12 protein-coding genes are annotated in these 18,452 nt (G+C 38.9%); 8 read left to right on the top strand and 4 right to left on the bottom strand.

Going from position 1 to position 18,452, the window contains the following annotated elements; translation table 11 throughout:
• Positions 1 to 73: 73 nt before the first annotated feature.
• On the bottom strand, positions 74 to 850 hold the full coding sequence (locus HQQ94_RS02565) for a hypothetical protein (RefSeq protein ID WP_173292943.1): 777 nt from the start codon (positions 848 to 850) through the stop codon (positions 74 to 76).
• Positions 851 to 1,154: 304 nt separating this feature from the next.
• Here HQQ94_RS02565 and prlC point away from each other — a divergent pair, with 304 nt between their 5' ends.
• Entirely contained in the window at positions 1,155 to 3,194 is a 2,040-nt protein-coding gene (gene prlC / locus HQQ94_RS02570) for an oligopeptidase A (RefSeq protein ID WP_173292944.1), read from the top strand.
• An 834-nt stretch (positions 3,195 to 4,028) separates the two neighbouring features.
• On the opposite strand, the gene HQQ94_RS02575 is transcribed toward prlC, so the two are convergent.
• Positions 4,029 to 4,796: an ABC transporter substrate-binding protein gene (locus tag HQQ94_RS02575; RefSeq protein ID WP_173292945.1), complete on the bottom strand. Its 768-nt coding sequence runs from the start codon at positions 4,794 to 4,796 to the stop codon at positions 4,029 to 4,031.
• 382 nt (positions 4,797 to 5,178) lie between these two features.
• Here HQQ94_RS02575 and HQQ94_RS02580 point away from each other — a divergent pair, with 382 nt between their 5' ends.
• Together HQQ94_RS02580 and HQQ94_RS02585 are read left to right on the top strand one after the other, a co-directional pair.
• Positions 5,179 to 6,381, top strand: a complete 1,203-nt coding sequence (locus HQQ94_RS02580; protein WP_173292946.1) for a hypothetical protein — start codon at positions 5,179 to 5,181, stop codon at positions 6,379 to 6,381.
• Between the two features lie 633 nt (positions 6,382 to 7,014).
• On the top strand, positions 7,015 to 7,545 hold the full coding sequence (locus tag HQQ94_RS02585) for a thioesterase family protein (RefSeq protein ID WP_173292947.1): 531 nt from the start codon (positions 7,015 to 7,017) through the stop codon (positions 7,543 to 7,545).
• A 36-nt stretch (positions 7,546 to 7,581) separates the two neighbouring features.
• On the opposite strand, the gene HQQ94_RS02590 is transcribed toward HQQ94_RS02585, so the two are convergent.
• Entirely contained in the window at positions 7,582 to 8,235 is a 654-nt protein-coding gene (locus HQQ94_RS02590) for a glutathione S-transferase family protein (protein WP_173292948.1), read from the bottom strand.
• Between the two features lie 123 nt (positions 8,236 to 8,358).
• Positions 8,359 to 9,249 (bottom strand): LysR family transcriptional regulator, encoded by an 891-nt coding sequence (locus HQQ94_RS02595; RefSeq protein ID WP_173292949.1) that lies wholly within the window; start codon positions 9,247 to 9,249, stop codon positions 8,359 to 8,361.
• 694 nt (positions 9,250 to 9,943) lie between these two features.
• Between HQQ94_RS02595 and hutH the strand changes: the two genes are divergently transcribed.
• From hutH to HQQ94_RS02620, 5 genes are all read left to right on the top strand, one after another.
• Entirely contained in the window at positions 9,944 to 11,674 is a 1,731-nt protein-coding gene (gene hutH / locus HQQ94_RS02600; RefSeq protein WP_173292950.1) for a histidine ammonia-lyase, read from the top strand.
• A 356-nt stretch (positions 11,675 to 12,030) separates the two neighbouring features.
• Entirely contained in the window at positions 12,031 to 13,203 is a 1,173-nt protein-coding gene (locus tag HQQ94_RS02605; protein WP_173292951.1) for an efflux RND transporter periplasmic adaptor subunit, read from the top strand.
• Between the two features lie 9 nt (positions 13,204 to 13,212).
• A complete protein-coding gene (locus HQQ94_RS02610; protein ID WP_173292952.1) occupies positions 13,213 to 16,353 on the top strand; it encodes an efflux RND transporter permease subunit in 3,141 nt (1,046 codons plus the stop codon).
• 640 nt (positions 16,354 to 16,993) lie between these two features.
• Positions 16,994 to 17,809, top strand: a complete 816-nt coding sequence (locus tag HQQ94_RS02615; protein WP_254303982.1) for a transglycosylase SLT domain-containing protein — start codon at positions 16,994 to 16,996, stop codon at positions 17,807 to 17,809.
• 213 nt (positions 17,810 to 18,022) lie between these two features.
• Positions 18,023 to 18,394 (top strand): DUF4440 domain-containing protein, encoded by a 372-nt coding sequence (locus HQQ94_RS02620; RefSeq protein WP_173292953.1) that lies wholly within the window; start codon positions 18,023 to 18,025, stop codon positions 18,392 to 18,394.
• Positions 18,395 to 18,452 lie beyond the last annotated feature (58 nt).

Genomic DNA, 18,452 nt, shown 5'->3' on the forward strand with positions numbered 1-18,452 from the left:
TTGAATATTGACAAAGTCGAATTGTGAGAGTGAATAGCGTCTCTTGTTTAAAGGTAGATATGATGAGTTAGGGTTAGAAAATCCAAGTGAAGTGTATGCCTGCAAATGTTTGATCTAAACCGGATTCAGGTTTCTCTATGTTAGCTTCTAACGTAATATCTTGTTGCGCAAAGGTTCGGCTAATGTGCCCTGATAGAGTGATATTGTGATTAAACAGGTATTCAGTCTCGATGCCTAATTGAAAATGGTTCCGACCATTGTGTTCTTCGGTTACATATTGAAAATCAAAAGCTTGGGTAAGATAGGGGGTGAGAGTAAACCCGTTAATTAATTCCCAGCTACTGTGTAGGCTGGCTTCAACAAAATAACCGCTAGCTTCGGTTGAATAGGTGTAGTTAATAGATGGAGTCAACCACTCAATGGCCGAATAAGTCAGTAAACCAAATAATTCATTATCGTTACAACGCTGGTCACCATAAAACTCAAGTCTTTGGTAGCCAAGCGTGGTTTCCAGATTTTCAGTAAGAGCAAAAGTGTACTGGAGCCCTAAGTTCCATTCATTATAGTGAAGGCTATCAGCGCTGCCTAATCTTGCATAGACGTTTAGATTGTTATGCTGAATAGCGACACTACTCCACATGATCCCGCCTTTAGGTAAATTATTTCGCCCCTCAGAGATATAATGTGAATCCCAGCCCAAATCAATTAAGTATTGAGTGTTATTTTCTGTGTTTGGCGTAAATTTACGGGTGTTATGTGAGTCGTCGATTGTAACGTTGGTGTCTGCCATAATAGCGAATGGGATAATGGTTAAGCTTAGTACTAATGTGAATTCAGGTGTTTTTTTCATCAATAACTCTAACATCAACGAGGCACGGTAATTTTTGCGGATGATACAGATCAATTCTAAAGTGTAAATAATAACACTTAGTATTTGCGATCAGCTTATCAACTCCGGCGTAGAAAGATTTACAGCGGTCAATTTTTGATTTATGTCTAGGTTTACTTAGTCTGACAGTGAGATATTTATGACTGCCAAGGGTGATATTTCTTGAATATCACTCCGTTAGCCCATATCTAGTCTATATAAGCAGTCTAAGATGCTCATTTCTGAGCTGTCGATGATTTAATTTACCAGATGCTGAGGAATAACTATGAGCAACCCTTTGTTAGACAGCGCCATTTTACCATCTTTTTCTAAAATTAAACCTGAACACATTCAAGTTGCTGTTGAGAAAGGTATTACCGATTGCCGTCGTAAGATTGATGAGGTCTTGAGTCAAAAGGATTCTTTTACTTGGGATAATCTGATCGCACCTTTGGAAGAAACGGATGATGCTTTAGGTAAAATCTGGTCACCAGTCTCTCATATGAACTCAGTTGTTAGCACTGAGCAATGGCGTGAAGCTCATGATGCCTGTTTACCATTGCTCTCTGAATATGGTACCTATGTAGGTCAACATCAGCCCTTATATCAAGCATATAAATCTTTGAAAGGTTCAGCTGAATTTACGTTAATGAGCAAAGCACAGCAAACTGTAATTGAACATAGTTTACGTGATTTCGAGTTGTCAGGCATCGGGTTAAATGATGAAGATAAACGGCGTTATGGTGAACTGGTTAAACGTATGTCTGAGTTAACCAGTGGTTTCTCAAATCAATTACTTGATGCAACTCAGGCATGGAGTAAATTAATCACCGATAAAGCACAGTTAGCAGGATTGCCAGAGTCAGCGATTGCGGCTGCTCAAGCAATGGCAGCAGCTAAAGAGCTAGATGGGTGGTTATTTACCTTAGATTTCCCATCGTACTTACCGGTGATGACCTATAGTGAGAGCCGCTTACTTAGAGAAGAGTGTTACCGTGCTTTCGTTACGCGTGCGTCTAATCAAGGTCCTTTTGCCGGTGAATTTGATAATGGTCCGTTAATGGATGAGATATTAGCACTTCGCCATGAGTTAGCGCAGTTATTGGGTTTTGATAGTTTTGCCCATAAATCTTTGGCGACTAAAATGGCTGACAATCCAGAAAAGGTGCTTGATTTTCTTAATGAACTCGCGTTACGTTCTAAAGATCAAGGTAAAGCAGAGCTTGCAGAACTAACCGAATTTGCTAAGCAGGAGTATCAGGTGGTAGAACTGGCTCCTTGGGATCTCAGTTTTTATGCTGAAAAGTTAAAGCATCACAGGTATGAAATATCTCAAGAACTGTTACGACCATATTTTCCTGAAGATAAAGTACTATCAGGTCTTTTTTACACGGTTAACCGTCTGTTTGGTCTCACGATACAGGAGCAAAAAGAGTTTGACTCTTGGCATAAAGATGTCCGCTTTTTCAGTATTGAAGATAGTGAAGGTGAACACAGAGGCAGCTTCTATTTTGATCTCTATGCCCGCGAAGGTAAGCGTGGTGGTGCTTGGATGGATGACTGTCGTACGCGCCGGCAAACATCTAATGGTTTGCAATCACCTGTTGCTTATTTAACCTGCAATTTTAATGCACCACTTGAAGGGCAACCTGCACTTTTTACTCATGATGAAGTGACTACTTTATTCCATGAATTTGGCCACGGTATCCATCATATGTTGACTAAAATCGATGTTGCTGGTGTATCGGGTATCAATGGCGTGCCTTGGGATGCTGTCGAACTGCCAAGTCAGTTTATGGAAAACTGGTGTTATGAAGAGGAAGCTTTAGCTGAGATATCGGGTCACTATAAAACAGGTGAGCCCTTACCTAAAGTCATGTTAGATAAGATGCTTGCGGCGAAGAATTTTCAATCGGGAATGGGTATGCTTCGCCAATTAGAATTTTCTTTATTTGATTTTAGAATGCATTTGGAATATACCCCTAAGCAAGACGACTATATTCAACGTAAACTTGATGAAGTTCGTCGTCAGGTCGCTGTAATACAACCTGCAGATTTTAACCGTTTTCAACACAGTTTCGCTCATATTTTCGCTGGAGGTTATGCGGCAGGTTATTATAGTTACAAGTGGGCTGAAGTCCTGTCTGCCGACGCCTTTTCACGCTTTGAAGAGGAGGGGATATTTAACTCAAATACTGGTAGTAGCTTCCTTGAAAATATATTGCAGATGGGCGGCAGTGAAGAGCCTATGGCGTTGTTTAAACGTTTTCGTGGCCGTGAGCCTCGCATCGATGCATTACTCCGTCATTCTGGTATTAATGGCTAACTTTCTGTAACCTGACTTAGTAATATAAAATCATATCAATCGACTAAGGTCGATTGATATGATTGAAGTTAATTATTTACAAACGTTTGACCGAACTAAGTATTATGTTCAACATTTTCAAATTGATAAAATCTATTTTCCCCATAATAGTCGTTTACGCCAGCCATTCACGTTAGCTGGGCCATTTTTTTTAATGATTGCATTACGTATTATTCGGCCGAAGAATGTACGGCTCTTAGGGGCTAATGACTACATACGTGTAATTTGGTGTCAAAATTTCAAACGTTGGTAAATTTAAAACAGGTAGTATTTTAGGCGAACGGTGCACTTGTAATTTGTATTTATTTTTAGTCGGCAAGTTCGAAAAGTGAACGTTTCAGGTTAAGTTATATAATATAATACAAAATAATCATTGACGAATAATACCGGATCGAAAATTTTAGTGGATGCTAAAATTAACATTACAAAACCATAAAAAAATTATTAATTGGCCCTTCATCTTCCTCAAGTGTCACTGCCAGTGACACATTAGTAATAGGACCTACACCTAGATATTACCCGTAAGCTTTGTTGTACTAAAGCGGATTGATAGTTCATCATAAGTTGAGCTATTGGTATCTGTATTATTGAAATAAGTCAAATGTTGAAAAGCAAACCAATCACCATATTTCCATTATTCAGCTGTTTAAAAGCTTAATATGGTTAGTGTTTCAGATGGGGTTAAATCGAAATTATCACCGTGTAAAGCAGCCATGCTAATATCCCACCATTGAATAATATCATCTGAAATTGCTGGGTGACTAATTAGCAATGTTAACGAAATCTATCTTCTAATCAATTTTTATATTTATTTAAAATTTCTTGATATGTACCATTTTCAATTATTTCATTTAAACCTAGGTTAAATTTATCACGAATTTTTCTATTTATTGTTTTTAGATTTCTTATCGATGGAGTAAATAATGGATAGAAAATTAAGGGCGATTTCATATCTTCTTCCGATAACTTTCCCTGTTTGTAAGCAAGCTGGCGCCAATACATGAAAATACGTTGATCACTAATCACAGCATCTACCCTACCCGCATAAAGCTGCCTTACTTGTAGATGTTGATGCGCATGCTCTCTGTATTCAGGATTATTACGTATAGCTGAAAAAAAATCTTTTCCTAAGTATTTATGTGCATTTTGAAAAGCAATAATTTTCAATGTCGATAAATTTTCTAACGCGACTATAGCTAATTTTTTATTTTTAAAGGCGATGACAACATTTTTCATACTGATAATATCTTTGCTGGTATACATAGTCTTACCGATCTCTTTACTTATATCATAACTGCCATTTTCTACTATTCCATCTGAAGTATTGTTCTTTATAAAGTGAAATAAACGGGCAGTAGGGACATATTGAAAATTAACAGTATGATCAACAGCCTCAAAAGCACTTCTAACTATGTCAATTTCTATGCCATTATCATCTGATGAAATGACATAAGGGGGAAGTGATGATCCTATTGTGATATTTAGTTCATTAGCCGTTATCGTGCTAAAAAATAATGATAAAAACGTCAAAGATAAAAAAAATTCAATGTGTAAAAACGACATAATATTACAATATCCAATATCCAATATGTCTATTAGTATAGACACTATTGATAGTTGTCTCTTGATTAGTTCTCATAAGGATTTTTAATGTCAAGGTAACTGAATTTATAAGTGATATAATAGCAGAGCGCCTACATGATGAGAGCTGAAGTTATCCTACTTTTCAATTTAAAAATCATCAGATATGGTTTAGCGTAGTTAAAGGCTAAATTTAGCCTCTAGAATTTTTTGCTTAAACCTATGACATCTACTTTGTGTAGAGCCGGAAATAGCACTTATTTTATTCTATATAATACTAATAGCCTATTTATTAAAAAATATTTGAAATTTATATACTTGTAGTCTAAACCATATTGATGTCACATAAATATGGATGCTCTATATGAAGATAAATATAATATTGTTAAGCGTTTTTTTTACTTTTTTTACTCATAATACGATAGCAATAGAAACATCACTTAGGGGATTTGGTAGCATTATTGGAACTTCACTCCTCAGCGATGAAGGGTATTGGGTAAAGCATCCAAGTGGCGCAGGATTGTACGATGATGATGTAGGTTTTGATTTAACAGAAGAAACATTAATTGGTCTTCAAGGAAGTTTTAATTTTGACGATAAACTATCTGTAACAGCTCAGGTTATATCTAGAGGTCAAGATGATTGGGAGCCTAATATAGAGCAATTCTATGTAAGCTACGATTTAACAAGTGCTTTAAATTTTAAAGTCGGTAAGATTAAAAACCCTGTATATTTATTTTCCGATTCTATGGATATTCATTATTCATTTGGTTGGGTGAGAACACCTGGAGCAGCTTACTCTCTTTCAGCTAATTTTATTGAAGGTCTTTCAGCTATGTATCAAACTTCATTTGGTGATATATCCAACAATACCCTTATTTTTTATGGGCGCTCACATAAAAAAAATGATCCATTTTTAACAGAGTTATTTGGCAACCGTGGTTTAGTCGATATAGGATTAACTACTGCATTTACCACAGGGGAAGTGAAAGATGAGAGTAAAGACTTCTTTGATCCTGAACGTTGGTACACGATAAGTGATGTAGAAACTGACATACAAGATTCCTATGGTATTAGCTCTGAATTTTATTGGGAAGATTTGACTTTGCATTTAGCTTTTATGGAAGCTGGAGGTGAAGTAGATACCTTAACGTATGAAACAGGTACAAAATCAATACAGAAGCAAACTTCAAGAGATTTCTATGATGCGGCTATTAATTATGACGATGGTAATTGGGTCGCTATTGTCGAGTGGAATCGTTACGTTGACGTTTATTCATCGTGGTATGCTACTATCGGGATGAACTTTGGTGACTGGAGAGTATTGTTAACTCAAGGAAGTTTTAATGGTGAAGTCACCCCTCCAGGTGGTGGGACTGCTTTTCCTAAACAAGAAATTAGCGACACCACAACTTTATCACTTCGCTATGATTATACTTCGGGGATAGCCTTTAAAGCAGAATTAAATTATTTTACCAATGAAGGCTCCTTAGTTGTTAAAGATAGAGATGGAGATGGCGAAATAGAATCTACAGTACTATCTTTTGCCGTTGACTTTGTATTTTGATAGAATAAAAAACGTACATTGATATTGGTTGTATATATTTGTGTATTTGTGTATTTGTGTAATTTAAATTTATGCTGCAATAATGTTGTTGAGGTTGGTTAAGTTAAAGGGTGTTTAATGTAATCTAGTGGTCTATGCCGCAAGCAGAGATTGAACTGCTATAAATTGAGGAGATGGATTTCCTCAGATACAATTAGGCCGTTAAAGAATAAAATTGTTCCCATTGTGTCATCATTTCAGTGGTGTTAATTTGACCAGTTTAATTATTTACGAAAGTTCAACACTTGCTAGTGTTCATTCTACCCTTTTCCAATGTTTCCAATGTTTCCAATCGAGACATTGATTTATTTTCCTTTCCTTTCCTTTCCTTTCACTTCATCTTGATGAACGCTCGATTAAAGAGTATTCTAATTTTAACTGTTCTAAGCGACGAGCAAGAGCTAGTCACGCTATTCCTACAATTAAGATTTTCATTTACGGTATTTATACTCATAAAATAAAAGTCTCACACAGCACTACATATACCTAAGTCAGTCCAAGATACGCTTAGTAATAGGTTATTCTTGTTATCTAATATAGCCTCTGTTAGCCTCAGGTGTTAGCTAATACAAGGAGTATAAAAAGGAGTAAATAATGAACCTATATTTTAGGCTGTTTTGGCTGTTTATTTGGCGAGTAAGGTATTGTCAATCTATTGGTTTTTTAGGGACGAGTCGTATCGACTATCGTGCTTTACCTTTTGACTGTGATATTAACTTGCATGTGACTAATTCTCGCTATCCTGCATTTATGGATTTGGCTCGAACCTATATGTTGGCTGAAATGGGGTTCCTCAAACGCTTCATTAAGCTTAAGTGGATGCCGATTGTTAATGCTGCGGAGTTTACTTATATTAAGGATATTAAGCCCTTTACTAAGTTTGATATTGAAACAAAGTTAGTTGGATGGGATGAGAAGTATTTTTATATTGAGCAAAGGTTCATAAGTAAACATACATTGCATTGTATCGTCCATGTGAGGGGAGTCTTTGTGTGTAAGGGTAAGCAAGTGCCAATTGATATGATGGTAAAAGAGGTCGGTTTCAAAGGTCCTGTGCCTGAGCTTCCTCCAGAAGTGGTGAAGTGGAAGCAGTTTTTACAGTTAAAAAAAGAAGTCAATACATGAATTTATTGTAATTTTGGAGTTTTGTGGCATTATTTATTAAGGGATTGGCCTACGGCCAATTAAGACTTCAGTGCTTGCGAACTCTATCTCCTCTTTAACTTGTAAATAAGCTCCTCTTAATTGAGCTTGATCCCAGTAACGACTTAGATTGTCGTACTTAAAAAGTTGAAAATGATGTTGACCATAACAGAGGCAAGGAATAAGAGAGCAATCTGCTAAGGTTAAGCTGTCTCCGCATAACCAGTGATTACTTTCAAGAATATCATCGAGATATTGTAAAAAATGATGAATATGTTTTTCCAGCCGTTTAAGTTCTATGTGATTAATATCATCAAGATTAAATTGTTGGTTTTCAAACTGGAACAGTACATTGTTCAATTCTAGATCGATGAGCCTATCTTGAAGGCGGGTATTGATGGAGGTTGATTTTCTAGGCGGGATTAACCGAGTTCCTTGTTTGGGGAATTCATTATCAATGTATTCAATTATGATACTGGATTCTGGGATCATCCCTCTTTTTTTATGCTTGAGTAATGGCACTTTTCCTGAAGGGTAGAGATTGCAAAAATGTTGTCTGGATAATGGATCAGAAAGTTCTATGATCCTAGGATAGAAATTGGCCTGTTTTTCATAGAGGGCCAAAAGTACTTTTTGTGAGTAGCGAGAAAGTGGATGATAAAATAGCTCCATTACCAATTTCCTTAGCTGATATTTGTAGGGCGATTACCAAATAAATTGTTGTCACCATAATGTTAGCTTATTATTTTGGCTTTAGTTTTACTGTAATAAATTCATGCTGTTAGATCGTTGGTTTCATCCCATTTTATATTGAATGAAATCTAAAAAGGCTTTTACTCTAGGTGGGATCACATTATTGAACGGATGCATAGCATAAATACCTGTTTCATTGAGGTGATAATCCGGCAGAATATGTGTTAGTTCCTTTTTGGCTATTCCTGCAGCGACCAGGTAGCTAGGAAGTATCGCTATACCGACTCCCTGCTTGACCATCTGCGCTATACCGTGTCTGCTGTTACAGCAAATAAAGGGAGGTACTTTTATGGTAAACTTGTCTCCATAACTATTTTTTAATAAGAATGATTGAGGCAAGTAGCTATCAGTATGCAGCAACCATTGATGGCTGAGTAGCATGTCTGGATGCAAAGGTGCACCATGTTGTTTTACATATTCAGGGCTGGCGACCATGTACTCATCGAACTGTCCTAATTTAATAAAAATTGAATCGGTTGGTTGTCGTGCTTCGCTTTGAATGGCGATATCAATGCTATTTTCCAATCTATTTATTCGTCTATCATCCAATTGTATGCCTATTTGTATTTTTGGGAATTTTTGGTGAAACTCACCGATATAAGGAGTGATAAACTGTTCTCCAAAACAGATCGGAGTGAAAAGTGTAATGCGTCCTCGGAGTTCTTTACTTTGTGGTCTAGTGGTTTCTTCTGCTTGTTTGGCTAGTAATAATAGCTCAGCGCAATGGTGGTAAAGTTGCTGGCCATCTTCGGTCAGATCCATCTTACGTGTGGTTCGTTTTAAAAGCTGAGCATCACATCTCAACTCTAATTTTTTAAGGTGTTGACTCACCATTGAACGGCTTATGCCTAATTGGTCTGCGGCTGCCGTCAATGAGCCTTGTTCGACAACATTGGCAAATACTAACATTCGATAGAGTTGAGCTGAATCCATATTATTACCTTATCTATAAGCAGGACAGCCAAAGCTTAGTCAGTACAGGTTTATTTTTTTGTTTAATAAAACGTAGTAAACAAGCTTAAATTATCTTAATTGTTCATTAAAACTAGGAGTTGAACGAATTTTTGTCCAGTATTCAAGGTAATATTGACTTACTTACATATCATCACTTTTATATTTAAGGTTCTTATAAAAGCTTGCTTTTTGTTTTCGTGCGACATAAATTGCTATACGTAGATAGATAGCATGTGATTATTAAAAAATGAGCGATGACTTAAAATAACCTGTCAATCATATTGATGATAATTAACATTATATAAGATGTAAACAATATAAGACGAAGTAAAGACTGTGAAGTCAATTTTGTTTATTATTATTTTTCATCGTTCAAGATCGTGGCCTGAAAGGTATCTGAAGCGATATTTTTTACATTCTGTGCATATAATTCCCTGTTACTTTCTGGTCTTAAATAATTCGAGCATAGTCGGTACCAAATAGCGGTACACATTCAGGGGAGAATAAGAGAATACTTCCAACATAAATTGATCTTGTTCGATGTGATAATTACTGAGGAGAAAAAGTGGCATGATTAAGTCTAAGGTGAGTATAAAACCTGTAGTATTGACGACGAAAAGTAATATTGTTTCATGTGGGTCATATCAAAAAAATATATTTGGAGGGTAAAGGAATGCCAGTAAATAGTATAGAAAATACCGAAAAAAAAATATCAAAATTAAACTCGAATGATGCAGGTGCTCAGTATCAGCAAGGTATCTATCTTGATGGAGAATCCTTAGCAATAGAGCATTTAGTCGCAGTTGCAGTGGGTAATAAACCAGTTTATTTATCTAACTGCAGTGTTGTAACTGAAAAAATTCATAAAGCGCATCAATGCTTACAAAACTTTGTTAAAAGTGGTGTACCCATTTATGGCGTCACTACAAATTTTGGTGGCTTAGCGCATCAAAGTATTGAACCCGAAGATTGTCAGCAATTACAAAAGAATTTAATAAAGGCATTAAAAACGGGTGCTGGAGATAAATTAAAAGTTGCAGATGTCAGGGCGGCAATGGTTGTGCGCGCCAACGCGCTGATGAAAGGAGCATCAGGGATCAGATTAACAGTGATCAATCGACTGGTGATTTTTTTAAATGCAGGTATGACGCCAGTAGTTTATGAATTAGGTTCTATTGGTGCCAGTGGCGACTTAGTGCCACTGAGTTACATCGCGGGTGCTATTATTGGTTTAGATGACTCTTATCAGGTCGAGTATCAAGGCAACATAATTGATTGCCTTACCGCATTGAAGATATTAAATTTATCCCCATTAACCTTAGAGCCAAAAGAAGCATTATCGTTAATTAATGGCACTTCAGTGATGGCTGGAATTGCGAGTAATTGTATTCATGAAGGAGAGCTGCTTACTCGTTTATCGCTCTACAGCCATGCTTTTTATATTCAGGCACTGACAGGCTCTATCGATCCTTTTCATGAATTTACTAATAAACTAAAACCCCACCCAGGGCAAATGCAAGCTGCACGTTATATGAGGCAGTTGTTGGATGGTTCCAGCTTGGTAAAGCAAGGGAATATTAATGTAAAAAAAGTTGATGGGCAGCAATTTTTTGACGATTTAGTTCAAGACCGTTATTCGATTCGATGCTTACCACAATACCTAAGCCCATGCATTGAAACAATTAAAAGTATCGCCACTAGCTTAAGTATAGAAGTTAATTCAGCGACAGATAACCCATTGATTGATGTTGATAATAACACTTTTCACTACACGGGTAATTTTCTAGGTTTGGATATTGCGGTCAATATGGATAGATTACGCCACACCATAGGATTGATCTCAAAGCATTTAGATGTGCAAATAGCACTATTGGTCAGTCCCGAATTTAATCGAGGGTTACCCGCGTCTTTGGTTGGTAATCAGAATAACTTAAACTTAGGTTTAAAAGGTTTACAATTGTGTGCCAATTCGATCATGCCAATGCTAACCTATTACGGTAATTCGATTAGCGATCGCTTTCCTACCCATGCTGAACAGTATAATCAAAATATCAACAGTCAAGGTATGGCCGCGTCTGTATTAACCACTAAATCACTGGAATTGTTTAAACAGTATTCGGCAATTGCTTTGTTGTTTGGTATACAGGCAGTTGAACAACGCTGTATGAAAGAACATGGCAGTTATGATCCAAGAGCTCACCTTTCTAAAGATACCCGTGGTTTATATGAATTGATTTATGAAATATTAGCGTTATCTATTAGTGCTGAGAGACCGTTAATCAACAATGATCAAGAACAAGCATTGGACAGCTATATTATGCAATTAGTTGCGGCATTAAAAAATGATGGTAAAATAATGGCTTATCTTCAATCTCATGCACCGAGTTTAACATCTCAATTTTAGTGGCTAATTAGTTAAGACAAGTAACCTAGGTTCTCTTACCACTTCATTTTTGCGAGCAGCAGCATGCATGTGGTTAATAGGATCTAGTACGATGATTTGTGTAAGAGAGTGATTAATAACCTTGCGTTGAATTTAATTAAAAATGGTATTTAAGTGTGTCCGCAGTTTTTTTACACAGTTAGTTTGCACTCGTTGACAAAATTTATATGGCTTCTCCTTGTTGAGTAGGGCGAGTTATGAGATAAAGGCACGTTCAAATCTTACACAAAAAAATTATGCTGCCCGCGCTTTAAGTTGCAGAGCCTTCTGTCGCTCGTAAGTGTGCTATTAATCGGCGGCTTTGACTAGGAGTTTTCATGCGGCAAATAGTAAACATTGCCTCTGTTATAAGCGTAGCGTTATGGATAACAGCTTGCGGGCAAAAAATGGATGATAGTAAGGGGACTGGTGCATCTAGCGCTGTCGAAGTCGGCGTGGTGCAGCTTGTTTCTCTACCTCAAGCTATTATTGTGGAGTTGCCTGGTAGAAGTAAAGCGTATTTAGAAGCTGAGGTTCGGCCTCAAGTTTCAGGCATTATTACAGAACGCGCTTTCACAGAAGGTCGTAATGTGGAAAAAGGGCAATCGCTTTATCAGATTGATCCCGCGACGTATCAAGCAGCAGTTATTAGCGCAGAAGCAGATCTTGCTAGCGCAAATGCGAGTTTGGTATCGGCTAAAGCTAAGGCGGCTCGTTTTAAAGAGTTAATTAAAACCAATGCGATTAGCCAGCAAGATTTTGATGAAGCCGACGCACTCTATAAAGAGGCTTTGGCGGGTGTGACCGTGGCTAAAGCGGCAATACACACGGCTAAAATTAACTTAGAATATACTCAGGTCAAAGCGCCAATTTCTGGCCACATAGGTGTTTCTACGGTCACCGCTGGTGCTCTAGTGACCGCCAATCAAACACCAATTTTGGCAAAAATCCAGCAGCTAGATCCAATCAATGTCGATATTGCTCAATCGAGTGCGCAGTTATTACGTTTGAAGGCTAAGTTAAAGCAAGGGCAGCTACAAGCAACAGATAACGCCAATGTGAGTCTGATCCTTGAAGATGGATCGACTTACGCACAAAAGGGTTTACTCCAGTTCTCTGAGGTGAGCGTCGATGAGAATACCGGCTCGGTGATACTAAGAGCAGAATTTCCTAATCCAGAAGGCACATTAATGCCTGGCATGTATGTACGTGCAATGCTCAATGCGGGAACGGATCCACACGCTATTTTGGTGCCACAAAAAGCCATTACTCGTAATACCAAGGGGCAAGCAGTTGCTATGCTGGTTAATGCTGAGAATAAGGTTGAATCGCGGCTTGTGACCACGGCAGAGGTGATCGATAACCAATGGCGTATTACCGATGGTTTAGCTGTGGGGGATAAGCTGATTGTTGAAGGCCTACAAAAAATCCGCCCAGGGGCAACGGTGACTCCAGTGCCAGTTTCAGCTAATAAGCAGACTGAACAGTCAACTAGTTCACCACAGAAATAGGGTAACGTTATGGCTCGTTTCTTTATCGATCGCCCCATTTTTGCTTGGGTGATCGCAATTATTGTGATGTTAGCGGGTGTACTATCGATCTTCGGATTACCAGTAGCTCAGTACCCTAACATTGCTCCTCCTACCGTCGTGATTAGTGCGGTTTATCCGGGGGCGTCTGCGAAGACGATGGAAGACTCGGTAACTCAGGTTATCGAGCAGCGCATGACAGGCATTGATAACTTACGTTACCTGTCTTCTACCAGCGATAGCTTTGGTAATGCAGAGATCACGTTAACCTTTAATGCTGAAGCGGATCCTGATATTGCTCAGGTTCAGGTGCAAAACAAACTACAGCTTGCATTGCCTTTACTGCCCCAAGAAGTTCAAGCTCAAGGGGTGAGCGTCAATAAATCCAGTGCGGGTTTTATGATGGTCCTTGGATTTGTTTCCAAAGATGGCAAGCTTGATAAAAATGATATCTCGGATTATGTCGGCTCAAATATTCAAGATCCTATGAGTCGTGTTACTGGTGTGGGTGAGATTCAATTGTTTGGTGCTCAGTATGCGATGCGTATTTGGCTTGATCCATTGAAATTAACCCAGTATAAATTAACCAGCATAGATGTAATGGACTCTATCCGTGAACAAAATGCTCAGGTTTCTGCGGGTCAACTCGGAGGCTCACCATCTCTTGCTGGGCAAGAGTTAAATGCAACTGTCTCAGCTCAAAGTCGTCTTCAATCGGTTGAGCAGTTTGAGAAAATCATCATTAAGTCTGACATATCTGGCGCCAAAGTCATATTGGCTGATGTTGCTCGTATTGAGCTTGGTGCTGAGAGTTACGCTGTTGAGTCGTTTTACAATGGGGATCCTGCAGCAGGTCTTGCGATAAAGTTAGCGACAGGGGCTAATGCCTTAGCAACGGCAGAAGCTGTGCGCGCTAAAGTTGATGAGATGAAACCTTTTTTCCCTCAAGGGTTAGAGGTGGTTTATCCTTACGATACCACGCCATTTGTTGAGAAATCAATTGAGGGTGTTGTGCATACATTATTGGAAGCCATGGTCTTGGTGTTTGTTATCATGTACCTGTTCTTGCAAAACTTCCGTGCCACCTTGATTCCTACAATTGCGGTACCTGTTGTCTTACTGGGTACGTTCGCTATTTTATCGGTTGCAGGCTTTTCTATTAACACCCTGACGATGTTTGCCATGGTATTGGCGATCGGCTTGCTGGTGGATGATGCCATCGTGGTGGTAGAGAATGTCGAGCGCGTGATGCAAGAGGAGGGCTTAAGTCCTCTTGAGGCCACGAAGAAGTCAATGGATCAGATAACTGGTGCGCTAGTGGGTATTGGTTTGACTTTATCTGCGGTATTCGTGCCAATGGCCTTTATGTCGGGATCAACCGGGGTTATTTACCGCCAGTTTTCGGTGACTATTGTTGCTGCTATGGCATTATCGGTCATGGTGGCGATTATTCTGACTCCGGCTCTGTGTGCGACGATGCTTAAGCCAATTGCTAAGGGCGAAGGTCATGTAAAAACAGGCTTCTTTGGTTGGTTTAATCGTAATTTTGACAAAATGACTTCAGGTTATGAAGCCAGTGTTGCTGCTATGATTAAGCGTACTGGTCGCGTCATGTTGATATATTTAGCGTTAACGATTGCTGTTGGCTGGATTTTTATGCGTATGCCAACTGCTTTCCTACCTGATGAAGATCAAGGGATCATGTTTACTCAGGCTATCTTACCCGTTAATTCAACGCAAGAAAGTACAAAAAAAGTGATGGAAAAAGTCACTGATTTTTATCTTAACGAAGAAGGAGATAACGTTAATTCAGTATTTAGCGTCTCAGGCTTTAGTTTTGCTGGTAGTGGTCAGAATATGGGGATCGCTTTTATCGGCATGAAAGATTGGTCTGAGCGTGAAGGGCAAGGGCAAGATATTCAATCCGTTGCTGCACGTGCCATGGGCAAATTTATGCAGATGAAAGAGGCCTTTGTATTTGCTTTTGTCCCGCCAGCGGTGATTGAATTGGGCACGGCGAATGGGTTTGATATGTATTTACAGGATAGAAATGGTCAGGGGCATGATAAATTGCTCGAAGCCCGTAATATGCTGTTAGGTATGGCGTCGCAGAACCCTAATCTTGTGGGCGTACGTCCTAATGGTCAGGAAGATGCACCTTTGTACCAAATCCTTATCGATCAAGCTAAAATCAGAGCATTAGGCATTGATATTAATTCGGTTAACAGCGTACTAGGTACGGCTTGGGGCGGATCTTACGTCAATGACTTTATCGATCGCGGTCGGGTAAAGAAAGTTTACGTGCAAGGGGATGCCAAATACCGTATGCAACCGGAAGACTTGAATACTTGGTATGTACGTAATGGCGAAGGGAGCATGGTGCCTTTTTCTGCTTTTGCAACGGGTGAGTGGCAATATGCTTCACCCCGACTAGAGCGGTTTAATGGATTGCCAGCCATGAATATCCAAGGTGGCACTGCACCGGGCTATAGCACAGGTGCTGCTATGGACGATATCGAAGCAATGGTGAAAAAGTTACCACCAGGATTTGGTGTTGAGTGGAATGGTCTGTCTTATGAAGAGCGCCTATCGGGCAATCAGGCACCTATGCTTTATGCCTTGTCTGTTATGGTGGTCTTTTTGGTACTCGCTGCACTTTATGAGAGTTGGTCGATACCATTCTCGGTGATATTAGTGATCCCTCTGGGGATTATTGGTGCCCTTATTGCCATGAATGCTCGCGGCTTACCTAATGACGTGTTTTTCCAAGTGGGTCTACTCACCACGGTCGGTCTAGCAACGAAAAATGCTATTTTGATTGTGGAGTTTGCGAAAGAATTCTATGAAAAGGGAGCCGGATTGGTCGAAGCAACGTTACATGCTGTACGCGTTCGCTTACGTCCAATCTTGATGACCTCATTAGCCTTCGGCTTAGGCGTTGTACCTTTAGCTATTAGTACTGGTGTTGGATCGGGCAGTCAAAATGCTATTGGTACTGGTGTACTTGGCGGTATGATGAGTTCGACCTTTATAGGCATCTTTTTCATTCCGATTTTCTTCGTTGTTGTTGAGCGTATCTTCAGTAAACGTGAGCGGGAAAAGGTGGCTAAAGTGGTCGATTCAGCAGAATAATGTTATTGAGCGTTTAGCATGAAACCCGGCATTTGTCGGGTTTTTTCTTGCTTGAAGACAAAAAAATGGGCTTACACTGGTTAAGTGTGAGCCCTAAAGGATAGATGATGGTACTGATATTGGTGAAAATTAACTATGTTGCTTAACTTCAATATACCTATCCTTGTCTGTACCTAAGCTGAATAATAAGACCGAAGTGATCAGAACATTGCTCTTCAGCATAAAATATCGTTTTAATGTGTTTTTTATTACGTTTAGTTTGATTTTTTCGTGAATAAATTACTTACACGCTGAGTAAGTGTTCATTTTTTATCATGCTCACTTTATTTTTTAAGTGATAATTAACAGGTGCTTAAATGTATCCTTCGCGGGTAGTTTTTTAAAAGGCATATTTATGGGCCTTAATGATCCCATTAGCATGATTTGGTTTATAAAGTTAACCTTCATCGTGAATGAATGGCTTTTTAGCAAGACTATTTTTCAATGTGTGTAATTAGTAACCTCTTTGTGAGCACTTGCGATGGCGTTAAAATCGTTAAGTGATCGATGAATACTGCCGAGTCACTTAATTAATCGAGAGCCTAGCTAACTCTTTGCTATGCTTAACGCATTGAAATTCGATGAATATATAGGCATGTTAATGAAAGTAGAACTCAATGGTATGAGAGGGGCCAGCATCGTATTGGTGTTACTGCTGTTGTGTGTTTATTGGTGTTCGATTATTGTTCATGCTGCTGATAAGCCTCATTATAAAGCCAGTCAGTCTACAAGGGAATTGATTAAGACGACAATGGCTAAGGAGGTCATTTCACCGTCTGTTGAAAGTAAGCTGTTAGATAATAGCAGTGTTCCAACGCAGTATACCTTAGAGGAAACTGATGATAAGCAAGTGAAAGTTTACCAATATAAAGATGAAAATGGCACGACAGTGTTTACCGATCATGCCCCAATAGCCAATGAATATCAGATCGTTCTTTATGATTGTTATGCGTGTCGACCAGATCCCCAATTGGATTGGGAAAAAATACCACTTTATCCGAAAAACTTTGATCAAATAATACGCCTAGCAGCCAAAAACTATCAACTTGATCCTGCATTAATACGTGCGGTGATCCATGCTGAGTCAGATTTTAATGCTCTTGCTATTTCTAAAATGGGGGCCATGGGTTTAATGCAACTGATGCCAGATACAGCTAAAGAGCTGGGAGTTGAAAATGCTTTTAAGGCTGAGCAGAATATCAATGGTGGAGTTAAATACCTCGCGAGTATGTTGAAGCTGTTTGATGATGATATTGAACTTGCCTGTGCCGCCTACAACGCGGGACCCAACATAGTGACTCACTACCAAGGAGTTCCACCTTACCCTGAAACCATAGCGTATGTTGATCGGGTTAAAATATTACTGAAACGTTATCAAAACTTAGCGGCGACGGTACTGGTTGGGAGTCTCAACTGAATATCACTTTATGAGGTTTTTATTTGAAATTGTCGCCTTTAGCTAAATTAAATAACCTATCTCATTAATTAAATTGATTTTTTGTGAATTAGCGTCCATGTTTATATCAAATAAGTTTAATTATGAATAGATTAAAACGATAAGTATTCTATCTTGCACTTGAAGTGGTGTGCACAGATAGGGGTGTAAAGGTAGATCTTCATAGGTGACTTTATGCTAACTGGCTTGAAGCAACAACTCATAGAGCTTGAACTTTATTTACTTAAATCAGAAGTGAGAAGTTCAGTTAGTGATTTAACAAGCTTGATCCACGATGACTTTCTTGAGTTCGCTGGTTCTGGGGCTCGTTTTGGTAAACAAGAAGTGTTAGATAAACTGCCATTGGAAGCATGCCCTAAGTTTTATGCCTCAGACTTTGAGCTAAGGATCCTAGCGCCTGATTTAGCACAGCTGATTTATCGGGCCAGCATGCAAAAGCCCGATGAATGCAAGATCCGCTATTCTTTACGAAGTTCACTGTGGAAAGAACAAGAAGGCCATTGGCAGATGATTTTCCACCAAGGCACTCCAAGTGTGCTTAGTTAACCTGAGCTTGGGTTAAGCAGTACAGGAAAATGAATAATCATTAGGCGGGCTTTAAGTC

The sequence above is a fragment of the Shewanella sp. VB17 genome, from assembly GCF_013248905.1.
Classification (GTDB): Bacteria; Pseudomonadota; Gammaproteobacteria; order Enterobacterales; family Shewanellaceae; genus Shewanella.

Coding starts and splice junctions, on each gene's coding strand:
- HQQ94_RS02585 (WP_173292947.1), top strand. CDS start 7,015: ATGAACCTATATTTTAGGCTGTTTTGGCTGTTTATTTGGCGAGTAAGG.
- HQQ94_RS02620 (WP_173292953.1), top strand. CDS start 18,023: ATGCTAACTGGCTTGAAGCAACAACTCATAGAGCTTGAACTTTATTTA.
- HQQ94_RS02590 (WP_173292948.1), bottom strand. CDS start 8,235: ATGGAGCTATTTTATCATCCACTTTCTCGCTACTCACAAAAAGTACTT.
- HQQ94_RS02565 (WP_173292943.1), bottom strand. CDS start 850: ATGAAAAAAACACCTGAATTCACATTAGTACTAAGCTTAACCATTATC.
- HQQ94_RS02605 (WP_173292951.1), top strand. CDS start 12,031: ATGCGGCAAATAGTAAACATTGCCTCTGTTATAAGCGTAGCGTTATGG.
- prlC (WP_173292944.1), top strand. CDS start 1,155: ATGAGCAACCCTTTGTTAGACAGCGCCATTTTACCATCTTTTTCTAAA.
- HQQ94_RS02595 (WP_173292949.1), bottom strand. CDS start 9,249: ATGGATTCAGCTCAACTCTATCGAATGTTAGTATTTGCCAATGTTGTC.
- HQQ94_RS02610 (WP_173292952.1), top strand. CDS start 13,213: ATGGCTCGTTTCTTTATCGATCGCCCCATTTTTGCTTGGGTGATCGCA.
- HQQ94_RS02575 (WP_173292945.1), bottom strand. CDS start 4,796: ATGTCGTTTTTACACATTGAATTTTTTTTATCTTTGACGTTTTTATCA.
- HQQ94_RS02580 (WP_173292946.1), top strand. CDS start 5,179: ATGAAGATAAATATAATATTGTTAAGCGTTTTTTTTACTTTTTTTACT.
- hutH (WP_173292950.1), top strand. CDS start 9,944: ATGCCAGTAAATAGTATAGAAAATACCGAAAAAAAAATATCAAAATTA.
- HQQ94_RS02615 (WP_254303982.1), top strand. CDS start 16,994: ATGAAAGTAGAACTCAATGGTATGAGAGGGGCCAGCATCGTATTGGTG.